General features: G+C 73.3%; 9 protein-coding genes. 1 reads left to right on the plus strand and 8 read right to left on the minus strand.

Translation table 11 applies throughout. The annotated features are described in order from the left end of the window. Positions 1–25 precede the first annotated feature (25 nt). The 8 genes from HYV14_14300 to HYV14_14335 are packed head-to-tail and all read right to left on the minus strand — an operon-like array spanning position 26 to position 12,848. Entirely contained in the window at positions 26–3,370 is a 3,345-nt protein-coding gene (locus tag HYV14_14300; protein ID MBI2387159.1) for a hypothetical protein, read from the minus strand. 8 nt (positions 3,371–3,378) lie between these two features. Next, the gene (locus HYV14_14305; GenBank protein ID MBI2387160.1) at positions 3,379–4,710 is read right to left on the minus strand and encodes a hypothetical protein; all 1,332 of its coding nucleotides are present in this window, start codon (positions 4,708–4,710) and stop codon (positions 3,379–3,381) included. After that, on the minus strand, positions 4,707–6,461 hold the full coding sequence (locus HYV14_14310; protein ID MBI2387161.1) for a hypothetical protein: 1,755 nt from the start codon (positions 6,459–6,461) through the stop codon (positions 4,707–4,709). The genes HYV14_14305 and HYV14_14310 overlap by 4 nt, the downstream gene beginning before the upstream one ends. After that, positions 6,461–7,456, minus strand: a complete 996-nt coding sequence (locus tag HYV14_14315; protein MBI2387162.1) for a radical SAM protein — start codon at positions 7,454–7,456, stop codon at positions 6,461–6,463. The genes HYV14_14310 and HYV14_14315 overlap by 1 nt, the downstream gene beginning before the upstream one ends. After that, entirely contained in the window at positions 7,441–8,775 is a 1,335-nt protein-coding gene (locus HYV14_14320) for a radical SAM protein (protein ID MBI2387163.1), read from the minus strand. Before HYV14_14320 ends, HYV14_14315 begins: the two co-directional genes overlap by 16 nt. Then, the gene (locus HYV14_14325; GenBank protein MBI2387164.1) at positions 8,772–10,073 is read right to left on the minus strand and encodes a hypothetical protein; all 1,302 of its coding nucleotides are present in this window, start codon (positions 10,071–10,073) and stop codon (positions 8,772–8,774) included. Before HYV14_14325 ends, HYV14_14320 begins: the two co-directional genes overlap by 4 nt. After that, positions 10,066–11,679: a hypothetical protein gene (locus HYV14_14330; protein ID MBI2387165.1), complete on the minus strand. Its 1,614-nt coding sequence runs from the start codon at positions 11,677–11,679 to the stop codon at positions 10,066–10,068. Before HYV14_14330 ends, HYV14_14325 begins: the two co-directional genes overlap by 8 nt. Then, positions 11,676–12,848 (minus strand): radical SAM protein, encoded by a 1,173-nt coding sequence (locus HYV14_14335; protein ID MBI2387166.1) that lies wholly within the window; start codon positions 12,846–12,848, stop codon positions 11,676–11,678. Before HYV14_14335 ends, HYV14_14330 begins: the two co-directional genes overlap by 4 nt. Before the next feature lie 137 nt (positions 12,849–12,985). Here HYV14_14335 and HYV14_14340 point away from each other — a divergent pair. After that, on the plus strand, positions 12,986–13,887 hold a 902-nt coding region (locus HYV14_14340), incomplete at its 3' end, for an AAA family ATPase (protein ID MBI2387167.1).

Below are 13,887 nucleotides of genomic sequence, written 5' to 3' on the forward strand. Positions count from 1 at the left end.
GCGCTCGCCGTGGGGCCGGGCCATTCTAATCTGTGCCGTCGCTGAGAATGCCGCTCCCCGAAAGGAAGGCGCGATGCCGGGGGAACGGCCGAGCCCGGCATTTCATCAGCAGGCGGCCGCCCGAGGCCAGCAGGCCGTCGAGGCCGGGCTCGAACGCGGCTTCGGTGAAGCCCGGCAGGCCGAGGGCCTCGAGGCGCGGGTCGTGATTGAAATGGGTGAAGGCGAGGTCGGCTCGCCTCGCGAGAGCGCGCTCGAGCTGGGCGCGCGTCGAGAACGGCGCCGTCTCGATCGTCCCGGCGCCGTGACCCTTGCGCGGCCGCCGCGCGCCCGCCGCGTCCGCCGTGCCGCCGGGGCGGAAGGCCAGGCAGAGCACGTTGAAGCCGAGCTCGCCGAGCAGCTCCGCCGGAGCGAAGCCGAGGGCGCCCCGCCGCGCGACGAGGAGCTCGAGATCGGCCTCGTCCCCGATCAGGGCCGCGGTACGCCGGCGGCACTCCGCCCTCAGCGCCTCGAGCTTGGCCGCGCGCGCCGCCAAGACCCGGTCGAAGGCGTCCTCCTCCCCCTGCAGGCCCAGGACCGAGGCGACCCGGCCGAGCCAGGCGCGCGAGCCGTCGAGCCCGTAAGGCGGATGGGTGCGGACCACGGCGAGGCCGCGGCGGAGGAAGGGCGAGTCCGGGATCGTCTCCCAGCCCACCGGGTCGAGCCACACGACCGCGCTCGCCGAGCCCATCTCGGGCGCCCGGCGGAAGTCCAGGTCGGGGAAGAGGGTCCCGACCACGCGCAGGCCGAGCGCGCCGCACAGCTCCTCGGCCTGCGCCCGCGCCTCGGGCGAGGGAACGCCGGCGAGCAGGACCGCCCGCGGGTCGGGGCGGGCGGCCGGCCGGCTCGCGTCCAGGAGGCGCTCGACCCAGGACGAGTAGACCGGCCCGCCCGGCCGGGTCTTCGAGGTCCAGAACACGGGCACGCCCAGCTCGGTCTCGATGCGGCGCATGAAGGGCACGGGGGTGTCGCCGATCAGCTCCGGGAGGCAGGTGGTGTTGAGATGGATGTAGGCCGGCGCCTCGCGGCGAGCCGTCTCCTCGAGCGCGCGGCCGAGGCGCTCCTGCGTGCGCCCGCCGACGACGTCCGCCTCGGTGACCTGCGTCTCGATGTCAGCGCAGCCGTCCTCGCCCGCCTCCGGGCGCTCGCCGGCGAAGAAGCGCAGCGACGGAGCCCCGGGCTCGGGGTTCGCCAGGCGGCACTCGAGCGTCGCGTAGTTGATGCGGGCCCAATGCGAGCCGAGGTTCACCTTCTCCTCCAGGCAGCGCCATTGGGGATAGACGAACTTCCAGAAATCCCGCGAGTGGTCGACGACGCGGTAGTAGCGCTCCAGCCGCGACGGGATCCGGCTGCCGTCCGGATCGGAGAAGAGCAGGTCGTCGCGGCGCAGGCGCGCGACGATCGCGTCGAAGGTCGTCGCGGCGAGGCCCGCGGCGATCGTCGCCGCGAGCCCGGCGTCCTCGCCCGACGGCTCGCCCCGGGACGAGCGCAGGCGCGCGCCGGGCTTGCCCCGTCCCTGCGGCGCGACGTCGAACTCCAGCCTCCGCGGGCCCCGGACGAGCGAGAACTTGACCCCGCCGGGCGTCAACGACGAGGTCTCGAGCTCCCAGCCCCCGGGAGGACCGCCGATCAGGCTCTTGAAGTAGGCGAGGCCGTCCCGCCCGAGCTGGCTCCGCGGGGCGTCCGCCGCGGCCTCCGGGGAACCGGGGGCGCTCCGGCGCTTCTCGGCCGCGGCGATCGACGCGCGGGAGACGGCGTCCTGGAGGAGCATCTCCCGCGCGAAGGGCGCCCGCGCGGCCTCCATCACCTCGAGCAGGGAGAGCGCGATCCGCAGCGGCCTGACCGGGAGGTCGGGATCGGCGTTCGCCTCGCGGTACAGGCGGGCGGCCAGGTCGAACAGGGGGTCTCCGCGGAAATGGGCGCAGGCGTCGCCGTCGCGCTCGGCGGCGCAGACGCGCACCAGCAGGGCGAAATACGCGGCGACCCTCTCGTCCTTGAAGCGCCACGCCCGCACCCCGGTGAGCTCCCCCTCGTTCTTGAAGAACCCGTAGTACTGGCCCGGGTCCGGGAACTCGCCGGCCAGCACGCCGCCCTCCTTCTCCGCCAGGCGGAAGATGGGCGAGCTCTCCTCGAGGAGGAGGATCGAGTACAGCCAGTAGCCGCACTCGGGGAAGCCCCGGGCGGCCGCGAGCTCCAGGTTGAGGCGGACGTCCGCGAGCGTCGTCCAGGGGGTGAACAGGATGAACCCGAGCTCGACCGCCGCGTTCCCGTCCTTGAAGGGCCGGAAGACGCCGGGGTAGGCGTTCCCCCAATTCTTCGCCAGCGCGAGGAACTCGTCGACCTGCTCCAGGCTGATCCGCTTGTTGAAGCGCGCGTTCTCGCTCTCCGAGAAGTTCTCGACGCCCATGCTCAGCAGGCGCACCTCGTGCCCGGCCTTCGCCAGCGCCGGCAGGACCCGCTCGATGCGGGCGCGCCGGCGGAGGACGTCGTCGATCCGGGGATTGAAGAGGAAGACCGACGGGGGCAGCTTCAGCCGCAGCACGAGCGCGAAGAGCTCGTCGAAGCGCCAGAACGCGCGGATGTCGAAGAACTCGTAGCGTCCCTTGTCCCGGCCGCTCCGCCCCGCCGTCTCCAGCGTCCTGCGGAGCTGGGTCTCGAGCAGAGGCATGATCCCCGTCGGCGGAGCGGTGAGGGGCGGCATGAGGGCGCAGTCGCAGAAGGCGCAGCCCCGGTGCTTCGCGGCCCCGAGGTCCAGGCCGTGGTAATGGGGGTTGTCCTCCAACGTCCGACGGTAGGCGCACATCGTCCCGCTGACGAAAGTGATCTGCGGCGCGGCGGCGCGCGCCGCCGCGTTGGCGAGCACGGCCGAGTAGTCGGGGACGGCTTCCTCGACGAGGTAGCGCCGCGCGGCCGCGGGGTCCGGGCGGCCGAGCCAGTCGAGGAACCAGCCGCAGCGGGCGAAGTCCTCGTGCTGCTCGCCGGGGGCGCCGCCGGGCAGCTCCCCGAGCGTCGGCATGACGAGCAGCTCGGGCGGCCGGGCGAGCGCGGCCAGCAGATCCCGCGCCCCGAGGCTCAGCGCGTCGTTGCTCACGACGTGCGTGGGACGGAACCGGGCGGCGCGGCGGGCGAGCGAGCGGAGGTCCTCCGCGGGCAGGTCGGCGTGGAGCGCGCGCCCGACGGGCGCTCCGCCGCGGTGCTTCATGCCGCCGCCGTAGCAGAGCCAGAGCGTCTCGCCGCCGCGCTCGCGGGCCAGACCCTGGAGGAACGGGAAGAACAGGCTGCTCTCGTTGCGCCGGAGAGCCCCGCGGAAGAACTCGAGCAGGAGGAGCCTCATGCCGCCGGTCAGCGCGCTCCGGACCGCCGCTCCCGCGGGGTCATCCAATCCAGGCAGAAGCCCTTGGTCACCTCGTTGGCCAGCCGCGAGCAGAACCCCAGCGCCCCGCGGAACCCCAGGAAGGGCTCGTCCTTCAGGAAGTGGGTGTAGTCGGACGGGTAGCCGAACTCGAGCCAGGACGTCTCCGGCCGGAGGAACTCGACGGCCATCGTCGTCGCCACGAGGACGTCGGCGTCCCGGCGCTTGAGGCCGAGCCAGTCCCGCTGGAGGTCGTTCTGCATCGGCTCGAACACGGTCCGGGGGCGCGCCGACAGCGCGGCCCGCTCGGCCTGCGGCAGGTGCCGCTCCCCGCCCAGCAGGATCATCCCCGCGATCTCCCCGCCCAGCTCCTCGATCATCTCGGCGAACGGCGCGGCGTAGTGCGGGTCGCTGACGTAGGCGAAGCGGCGGCCCAGGAAGGCGTGGGGCACGGACCACTCGAGCGCCGGCGCGACCGCGTCCAGCTCCGCGCGGACGAAGGCCGCGGCCTCCGCCTCCCGGCCGAACTCGCGGCCGAGCGACTCGACGAAGCGCCTCGTCGCGGCCAGGCCGAACGGGAGCTCCGCCTCGACGAGCCGGACCCCCAGCCTCCGGGCGAGTATCGCCGCCGCCTTGCGCCCGTGCCCGAAGGAGACGACGGCGCCGGCCCGGCGCGCGTCGCGCAGGCTCTCGTAGCCGCCGCCGGACAGCCAGGTGGAGACGGGCTCCAGCCGCAGGGCGCGGAGGATCCGCTCGATCTCGCGGACGTTGCCCCGGTGGTCGCCCTCGTTGCGCCCCATCATGTAGCCGACCACGGCCACGTTCTCCGGGCGGGGCTCGGCCGGCGAGAGGTCCATGTCCTTGGCCATCGCCTCGAGGACCGCGTTATATCCGTCGAGCCAGTCTCCCGCCAGGCCGATCTGCGGAGGCACGACGAAGGCGGGCTTGAAGCCCCCCGCGAAGACCTGCCTGACGATGCGGGCGTAGTCGGTGCCCGCGATCGTGCACATCGGCACCGAGCCCATGAAGACCGCGCCGCACGCGGGCCGCCGGGCGATGCGCTCGAGGCCGGCGGCGATCTCGCCCTCGAGGTTGCCGGCGATGTTGAAGACGCTCAGCCCCGTGTAATGGACGCGGTGCTCGCCCTGGCAGGACATCAAGGTCGAGAAGAGGTCGTGGCGCCCGTGGATCTGCTCGCCCTTGGCCCGGATGCAGTCGGGACCGTCGCCGAGGAAATAGGCGTCGGAGATCGCGTTCAAGGCCAGGAACGCGCCGTGGAGATACGGGGGGTTGAGCCTCACGCCCGGAGCCTTGGCGGTCATCGGGACGGCCTCCCGGCGACGCGGGCCAGGTGCTCGCCGTATCGCTCGTAGAACGGCAGGCGGCATACCGCGAGCAGCCGGCGCAGGGAGCGCACGGCGCCCTCGAGGCCCATCTCGAAGTCCTTGCTGGAGAACCGCGCCTTGCCCGCCGCGCTCACCCGCCAGTCGAAGAAGATGTCCGAGTACACGGCCCGGAACTCCCCCTCGCGCAGCAGCCGCGTCAGCTCCGCCGGGGTCCGGAAGGGCGTCAGCCGCGCGCAGCGGGAGTCCCGCGCGGCCTCCGGGCCCTCGTTGTGCGGGTCGTAGCAGAGGACGTCGACGCCGAATCCCATCTCCTCGATCATGCGCATCATCGGCGCGCCCTGGCCGTGCCGCAGCTCCCAGAGCATCGGCAAGGTCGTCTCCGACACGACGAACGCCAGACGGAAGTCCCTCGCCCGCGCGGTCAGCTCCTCCCATTCGGGCTTCACGGCGGCGAGCTTGCCCTTCCAGACGGCCTCGAACGCCTCCTCGCGTCCCGCGGCCCTCGCGACGGCGCGCAGGCACTCGCCCGTGTCCTCGAGGCCGTACGGGGCCCGCACGGTCAGGACCGGCCGCTCCCCGCCGGCCAGGAGCTCCGGCAGCTTGGACTGGTACGAGGTCGCCGCGCCGAAGACGTGCGCCGCGGCGCGCGGGATCCGCTCCATCGACGGGAAGTCCACGTCCGGGAACAGGCGCGTGTTGACCTCCACGCCCATCTCCTCCAGCATCGGGACCAGCTCCGCGTCGCGGTAGTCCGTCGGGAAATGGAACAGATTGACGGCGTTCCTCGCGGCCGGGACGTCCCAGTAGCCCGGCGCGGCGAACAGCGCCTTGAAGTGCTCGCCGAAGTTGTTCAGCTGGTCGCGGTCGCCGTGGCTCCAGCACACCGTCTTCAGGCCGCTGGCCTCCTCGATGCGGCGCGTGATGGACCCGGAGTCCTCGCCCATGACGATCGAGGTGCAGAAGTGGTTGAAGACGACGTAGTCGGCGTCGGCCCCGGCCGACGCCTTGGCCACCGACTCGACGAGGGCGTCGGCCTTCTCGACCGCCCCCAGGACCATGTCCCGCTCCTCGAGCTCCATCACGATCCCGGTGCGGAACACCGTCGCCCCGAAGCTGTCGGACGGCACGCGGACCGGGTACGCGAAGAAGGACCACTTGCGCGGATCGTTGCCGGACCAGGAGTAGAGGCATTCGCGGTCGGAGTAGCGCGCGTAGATCGTCCTGTTCATCTTCAGCTCGGGGTAGCCGAGCAGGACCTCGTAGTCCTGGTCGGCGAAGAAGTTCCGCCAGCCCGCCTCGAGCAGGTTGATCGGTCCCGCCGCGATGGGCACGCGCAGCGCGCTCGTCGAATCGCCGCCCGGCGTCATCTCGACGAAGGTGTCCGGATCCTCCGAGATGATCGTCAGGACGTCCTCCAGGGTCCGCTTCCCGAGCCGCGCGGCCAGCGCCGCGATCAGGCGCTTCATGGCCGGGCCGGGGTCGCCCTCGGCCGCGATCGACAGGCCGGCGGTCTCGGCGGCGGCGCTCGGCGCGCCCTTGGGCAGGAGGTAGAAGGCCAGGCGCAGACCGCCCTTGCTCAGGCCGACGCGCACGTTCGTCGCGCCGACGCCGCACAGGGAGCGGATCGTCCAGCCGTCGGCGGCCGCCGTCAGCCCCAGGAGCTTGGCGACGGCCGTCGTGGACCGTCCGCCCGCCAGAAGGTGCGGGACCTGCGCCGTGAAGGACATCAAGGACCTCCCGTGCGGTGATCCGAGCCCGGCGCGACGAGGACCTCGCGCCGCCAGAACTCCCGCATCCGTTTTCCGACCGCCAGATTGTTGAGCATGTCCCGGCGCGCCGCGCCGTCGACGTCGGCGGCGCGCAGGCGGCGCAGCTGATCCCGCGGCCCGACGCTCCGCCCGGGAAGGCGCTTCAGCCCGCTCACCGGGCCGATCAGGAACGAGCCGTGGAGCCCCGGCCACAGGCGCTCGAGCACGACCGAGGTGCCGACGTACAGGCGCCCGTCGGTGTCGACGACGTGCTGGGGGCTCAGCAGCACGGGCTCGGCGTCGTTGCGGCGGTTGAACACCTCCGCCGGCGGGGACGCCGCGTCGGCCAGGCGGTAGGCGCGCCGCAGCTCCCGCTCGAGGGCCGCCAGCGACGGCTCGTCCCAGAAGACGCCGAGGGCGTAGCTGATCTGGAAGGCGCGCACGCCTTTCCCGAGCAGGAAGGCCACGCTCCGCGACAGCCGGCCGGCGGAGCCGGGGGTCGCGACGACGTTGACGAAGAAGGGCCGGCCGGAGCGGGCCAGCGCCGCGAGGTTGCGCTCGAGGACCGGCCAGAGGCCGCGGCCCGCCCCGCGCTGCGCGGTCTGCACGTCCTCGCCGCCGTCGAAGCTCAGCATCACGCGGGCGCCGAGCCGCCCGAGCTCGCGGACGCGCGCGGCGGTGAGGAGCAGCCCGTTGGTGGTGATCCCCAGGCTCAGGTCCTTGCGCTTCCGGGCGGCGGCCGCGGCCGCGTGCGCCAGGATCTCGCGCACGAGCCCGTACTCGACGAGCGGCTCGCCGCCCATGAGCTGGAGCTCCAGCGGCCCTTCCTCCCGGAGCAGGAGCTCGACGGCCCGGCGCCACGCGCTGCGGCTCATCGCGCCCCCCCCGTGATCCATGTGGCAGTACACGCAGGCCATGGGACAGGCCCGCGTCACGAGCAGGTCCAGGCGCAAGGGCCTCACCGCGCCGGGCATGCCAGGGCCCCCAGGCCGAACCGCCGGGCGTACTCCGCCGGCACGCCCATGCAGCGGGCATCGTACGCGCACTTCCGGCAGCCGGGGCGCTTGGCGCGGCCGACGTCGCCGGTCTCCCCGGAGAAATCCTCCGCGTAGCGCACCCGCTCCCGGGAGAACTCGACGTCGCCCGCGTACGCCGCCGGATCGGCGACGAGGCAGGGCGGCATGGCGGTCTCGCCCGTGAACCGCTGGAGCACGAGGCCCTCCTCGAGGCCGCGCGCCAGCGCCCGGCGCAGATAGGGCGCGGCCTTCTCCAGGTCGACGGCCATCGCCGGCGCGGCGTTCATCCCGGCCCCGTTCAGGAACGAGAAGGCGACCTCGAGGCGGCCCGCCCCCTTCCGGAGGCGCGCGCGCGCCAGCCGGCCCAGGAAGCCCACCAGCCCGGGCAGCGCGCGATAGTTCTCCGCGTTGACCAGCACGCACGCCGTCACCCGGGCGCGGCCCGACTCCAGGAGGCGCCCCAGCCCCTCGACGACCTTGGGGAAGGTCGCGCGGCTGCCGGTGACGCGGGCGTGGAGGGCGGGCGTGTGCGCGTGGAAGGAGACGTCGAAGCCCTCCACCCCGAGGGCGAGGAGGCTCTCCAGGTAGCCGGGGCGGGCGAGGGCCGCCCCGTTGGTCTGCAGCACGAAGCGCCTCAGGCCGCGACGGCGCGCCGAGGCGATGATCTCCATCAGCCGCGGATCCACGGTGGGCTCGCCGCCGGACAGCACCAAGGTCCCGCCCGGGCCGAGGTCGCGGGCCAGGCCGTCGAGCTCGCGCTCGAGCTCGGCCCCGCCGGCCCCGCCGGCGCGGACGGGCACGAAGCAGAACGGGCAGCGGTGGTTGCAGGCCGAGGTGACGCGCAGGATCCGCTCGAGGCCCTCGCGACCCGCCTCGTGCGTCTCGGCGCGCGCGCCCGGAGGCCCTTCGCCCCGGCCGCGCAGGGACTCGAAGAGCAGGCACAGCGCCGAGGACAGCTCGCCGAGGGCCGCCTCGTCCTCCAGAGCCGTCCGCGTGCCCGGCAGGCGGCGCAGGTGGAACAGCGCGGGCACCGACGCCTTCCCGCCGCGGTACTCGAGGACGTACGCCGCGACGACGCGGCGCGCGCGCCGGACCGCGAGCACCACGCGGCCGCGGGGCGACGCGACGGCCAGGGTCCACCCTCGCCCGGCGAGCAGGGCCTGCACCGAGCCGACGAACGTGTTCTCCGGCCGCGCCGGCCCGGCGATCGCCCGCGCGAGCTCGCGCGCGCAATCCGCGAGGCGCCCCTCCGACAGCAAGGCCCGCGGTTCGCTCACGCCGCCCCCGCCTTCGTGCGCAGGCCCTTGACGACCTCGTTGGCCGCGCGCGAGAGGAAGCCCAGCGCGCCCTTGAACCCCAGGAAAGGCGCGTCGTCGAGGAAATGCGTGAACTCGGACGGGAAGCCGAACTCGAGCCAGGGAATCTTCGGGTTGAGGTACTTGAGGCTGCGGCTGTTGCAGACGAGCAGGTCCACCTTCCAGCGCGTCGTCGCCCCGAACAGGCGCCGCAGCTTGGCGCGGTCCGGCTCGAACACCGTGCCGGGACGGGCCTCCAGCGCGCGCCGGCGCTCCGCGCTGAGATGGCCGGGGCGGCCCATGACGACGGTCGCGACGAGGCGTCCCCCCACCTCCTCGATCATGTCGGCGAAGGCCTCGGCGTAGTGCGGGTCGCCCGCGAACGCGAAGCGGCGGTCGGCGAACGCGTGCGGGACGCTCCACTCCAGGCGCGGGACGACCGCGTCGAGCTCCGCGTCGACGAACCTCCGCGCCTCGGCCTCGCGGCCGAGCTCGCGGCCGAGGAGCTCGACGAAGCGGCGGCTGCCCTCCAGCCCGAACGGGAGCTCGGCCTCGACGAGCTTGACGCCCAGGCGCCGGGCCAGGACCCTCGCGGCCTCGCGGCCGTACGGGAGCGAGACGATCGCGCCCGCCTTGCGGACCTCGCGCAGATGCTCGTAGGGGCGGCCCGAGAGCCAGGTGGAGACGGGCTCGACGCCGAGCGCGCGCAGGATGCGCTCGAGCTCGCGCACGTTGCCCTGATGATCGCCCTCGTTGCGGTCCATCAGGTAGCCCACGACGGCCGCGCCGTTCCTGTCCGGCTTCGCCCCCGACAGGTCGATGCCCGACGCGATGACCTCGAGCCCGCCCGCGTAGCCGTCGAGCCAATCCCCGGACACGGCCGAGCGCCGCGGGATGAGGAACGCGGGCTTGCCGCAGCCGGCGAGCGCGTCGCGCAGGATGCGCTCGTAGTCGGTGCCGGCGATGGCGCACATCGGCATCGCGCCCGTGAAGATGACGCCGGAGCTCGGCCAGCCGGCGATGCGCTCGAGCCCCTTGGCGATCTCCGCCTCGAAGCTCCCCGCGATGTTGAACACGTTGACGCCCGTGTACTGGATGCGGTGGTCGCTGCCGCACGAGAGCAAAGTGGAGAACAGGTCGTGGCGGCCGTGGATGTGCTCGGCCTTGGCGAACACGCAGCTCGGGCCGTCGCCCAGGAAATACGCGTCGGGGATGGCGTTGAAGGCCGCGTACAGGCCGTGGAGGAAGGGAAGGTTGAACCGGACGCCCGGGCTAGACATTCACCCTCCGGGCCGCCTTGGCGAGCCTGGTCCCGTAGCGCCGGTAGAACGGGAGCCGGCACGCGTTGAGCAGGCGGTCCATGGTCCGGCTCGCGCCCTCCAGGCCCATCTCGAAATCGCGGCTCGAGAACCGGGACTTCCCCGCGGCGCTGACGCGCCAGTCGAAGAAGATGTCGGAGTAGACGGCGCGGAACTCCCCCTCGCGCAGCGCGGCCTCCAGCTCGGACGGCGACGCGAAGGTCCGCACGCCCGCGCCGCGCAATCCCGGCGGGAGCGCCGGCGCGGTCCCGTGCCGGTCGAAATACAGGAGATCGACGCCGAAGCCCATCTCACGGATCATGCCCGCCAGCGGCGCCCCGTGCCCGTAGCGCGGCGCGAGCAGGCGCGGCAAAGTCGCCTCCGAGACGGCGAAGGCGAGGCGCGCGGCCGCGGCCTCCTTGCGGCGCGCCTCCCACGACGGCATGAACGCGGCGAGCCGCGCGGACCAGACGGCCTCGAACTCGCGCTCCCTGCCCGCGGCGGCCGCGATGCTCCGCAGGCACTCGCGCGTCCCCTCGACGCCGTAGGGGGCGCGCGCCGTCACCACCGGCCGGCTCGAGCCCTTCAGGAACTCCAGGGTCCGGTCCGCGTAGGCGGGCTTCTCGCAGAACACCTGCCAGCGCGCTCGCGAGAGGTCCTCCAGCGAGGGGAAGTCCACGACGGGGAAGACGCTGACGCCGACCGTCAGCCCCATCTCCTCCAGCAGCGGACGCAGCTCGTCCTCGCGGAACGCCGTCGGGAAGTGGAACAGGTTGACGCACGCGGCGTCCCCGGGGCCGTCGAGGAAGCCGGGCCGGGCGATCAGCTCGCGGAAGTGCTCGCCGAAGTTGTCGCCGCGGTCGCGGTCCTTCTGGCTCCAGCTCACCGAGGTCCCCCCGACCTCCTTCTCGCAGCGCTTGGCCAGCGCCTGGAAGTCCTCCCCCATCACGATCGGCGTGCACAGGTGGGTGACGACCATGTAGTTGCCCGCCTCGGCCAGGCGGCGCACCTCGGAGACGAGCTCGTCGGCCTTCTCGCCGGTGCCCATCACCATGTCCTTCTCCTCGAGCTCGACGGCGACGAACGCGTCCTCGCCCGCCTCGCCGAGGTCCACGGACTCGTCCGGCCAGTCGAGGAAGCTCCACTGGCTGAAGCTGATGTCCGGCCGCGCGCAGAAGCACTCGAGGTCGGCGTACTCGACGGTGACGGTCTTGTTCGGCGTGGGCTCGGGCGCCTCCATCAGGATCTCGAAGTCCTGGTCGGCGAAGAAGTTCCGCCAGCCCGCCTCGAGCAGCCCCATGGGGCCGGCGACGTAGGGGACCTTGATCCGGTCGCCGGCGTCCCCGGCCTCCAGCTCCTCGACGAAGGTCTCCGGGTCGGCGGCGACGAGCTCCAGCACGCGCGCGAGGCGGAGCGGGCCCAGCTTCTCCCCGCCGTACTCCAGGCGCTTGTCCCCCTTGCGCAGCCGCAGGCGCGCGCGCGCGCCGTCCTCCACGCACAGCCCCTCCAGGCTCAGGCCCTTCGCCGCGAGGCCGAGGAGCTCCGCCACGGCCGCCGTCGCCCGCGGGCCGGCCGACGCGTGCCTCACGCGGGCCCCACCGGCTGCTCCTTCTCGTAGAACGAGAAGCAGCCGCGGCACGACGGGAAGATGTTCGAGAAGACGCGGCGGCGCAGGGCCCGGGCCTTCGGCCCGTCCCAGACGGCCGCGAAGGAGCCCTCCTTCAGGTCGCCCAGGACGTAGTCGGGGCACACCCACACTTGGCCGTTCGGGAAGACGTTGACCTGCCGCCAGGGGCCGTCGCAGAAGGGCGCGCCGAGGCCCTCGCGGCGCCCCTCGTAGTAGTCGCGCAGCGCCTTCGCCCCGCGCAGGTCGATGTTGAAGCGGGCGTGAGGCAGCGAGGCGCGCAGCCTTCCCAGCGCGGCGTCGAGGGCCGCGTAATCCATGGCGTGAGGACGGTAGCCGTAGCCGTTCCAGAGCCCGACCGGCAGCCCGAACTCGCTCTCGAAGACCCGCTTCTGCGCCGCCAGCACCTCCGGCCGGTTGAAGATCAGGTGCATGAAGTAGATCTCGTCGAACTCCACTCCCTCGTCCTTGAGATGGTCGATGAGCGAGATGAGATGGCCGCCGTTGGAGTCGAACACCTCGCACATCAGGCGCAGGATCGGCTTGCGCCCCGGAGCGCGGTCGCGCAGCCCCGCCAGGCGCTTGAGGCCCCGCATCATGACCCGGTAGTGCCCGGCCGCCCCCCCGCGCAGCTCCTTGCTCATGGCCGGCGGGCACGCGATCGAGATGTTCACCTGGTCGAAGCTGTCCGCGACCTCCGCGGCGAAGCGGTCCAGGAGCACGCCGTTCGTCGTCAGGATGGTGCGCAGGCCGCGGTCCCGGGCGCGCCGGGCGAGCTCCCGCCAGTGAGGGCTCAGCAGCGGCTCGCCGCCCGCGAAGTTCACGTACTCCGGCCGGAACGCCGCCAGCTCGTCGATGAAGGCGCGCATCCGCGGCAGCGGCGCGGGCTTGGAGATGCCGGCGTAGTACCTCCCGTCGTGGCAGGCCCCGCCCGCGCCCCAGAGGGAGCAGGCCTGGCAGCGCAGGTTGCAGGCCATCGTGAGCATCAGGTAGACCTCGCCGATCACCGCGCCGTGAAAGGGGTCCGGAGCCCGGAGGCCGAGGCGGCTGAGGCGCCCCACGAGCCGGCGGCGGTCCGTCGGCTCTCCAAGCGGCGGCGCGGGTTTCCGGAGGGGTCGGGATGTCCGCTTCATGGATGGATTCCAGTCATACGCAACACTACGGCCGCACCCGCCGTTTCGTGCCGCGCGCGGCCGCCGGAGCCGGATTCGCCCGCCCCGGTGGCCGGACCGTTGCGTTCAAAGCCGCTCAGCCCCATGAACGGAGCGAAATGATCCCCCGCACGCCGGAAAAACTGGTCTTCTTCGGCAAAGGGGGCAGCGGAAAGTCGACCATCTCCTCGAACCTCAGCGCGATCTACGCGCGCTCGGGGCTCAAGGTCCTCCACGTCGGCTGCGACCCCAAGCGCGATTCGACCGCGCTCCTGGTGGAGCGCCCGCAGGCCCGGACCGTCCTGACCCCGCGGGGCGAGGACCTCGGCGTCGCCCCGGCCGCGGAGTTCCTGATGCGCAGCCGGCTCGGGCTCGACTGCGTCGAGGCGGGCGGGCCGGAGCCGGGCGTCGGCTGCGCGGGCCGCGGCATCAGCAAGATGATCGAGGTCCTGCACCGGGACCGGATCATCGAGCGGGGCGGGTACGACGTCGTGGCGTTCGACGTGCTCGGGGACGTGGTCTGCGGAGGCTTCGCCTCGCCGCTGCGCCTGGGGTTCGGCGAGAAGGTCGTCATCGTCGTCAGCGAGGAGGCGATGTCGCTGTACGCCGCCAACAACATCGCGCACGCGGTCCGCAACTACGCGGGCAACGGCGTCGGGCTCTGCGGCCTGATCGCCAACCTCCGCGACCCCGGCGCCGACGTGAGGATGATCGAGCGCTTCGCGCGCCGGATCGGGACCTCCGTCGTCGGCGTCGTGCCGCGCGACCCCGCCTTCCGCGAGGCGGAAGCCCGGGAGCGCTGCCTGGCCGAGCTCCGGCCGCGGCCGAAGGCGCTCAAGAACCTGGAGAGGATCGCCGAGCGCCTGCGCGCCATGGACCGGCGCCGGCTCACGGTGCCCGCGCCGCTGGACGCGGCGGAGTTCTACGTGGCGAACCGCCTCCGCTTCGCCGCCGGCCGGCGGCCCCGTCCCGCGCGCTCCGCGCCCGCCGCGCCGGCGCCCGCCGCCGCGCGCGCGGAGGC

It is taken from the genome of Elusimicrobiota bacterium (genome assembly GCA_016182905.1).
GTDB lineage: Bacteria > Elusimicrobiota > Elusimicrobia > UBA1565 > UBA9628 > GWA2-66-18.

Excerpts from the sequence above, each read along its gene's own strand:
- HYV14_14300 (MBI2387159.1), bottom strand. The coding sequence starts at position 3,370 with ATGAGGCTCCTCCTGCTCGAGTTCTTCCGCGGGGCTCTCCGGCGCAAC.
- HYV14_14305 (MBI2387160.1), bottom strand. The coding sequence starts at position 4,710 with ATGACCGCCAAGGCTCCGGGCGTGAGGCTCAACCCCCCGTATCTCCAC.
- HYV14_14310 (MBI2387161.1), bottom strand. The coding sequence starts at position 6,461 with ATGTCCTTCACGGCGCAGGTCCCGCACCTTCTGGCGGGCGGACGGTCC.
- HYV14_14315 (MBI2387162.1), bottom strand. The coding sequence starts at position 7,456 with ATGCCCGGCGCGGTGAGGCCCTTGCGCCTGGACCTGCTCGTGACGCGG.
- HYV14_14325 (MBI2387164.1), bottom strand. The coding sequence starts at position 10,073 with ATGTCTAGCCCGGGCGTCCGGTTCAACCTTCCCTTCCTCCACGGCCTG.
- HYV14_14335 (MBI2387166.1), bottom strand. The coding sequence starts at position 12,848 with ATGAAGCGGACATCCCGACCCCTCCGGAAACCCGCGCCGCCGCTTGGA.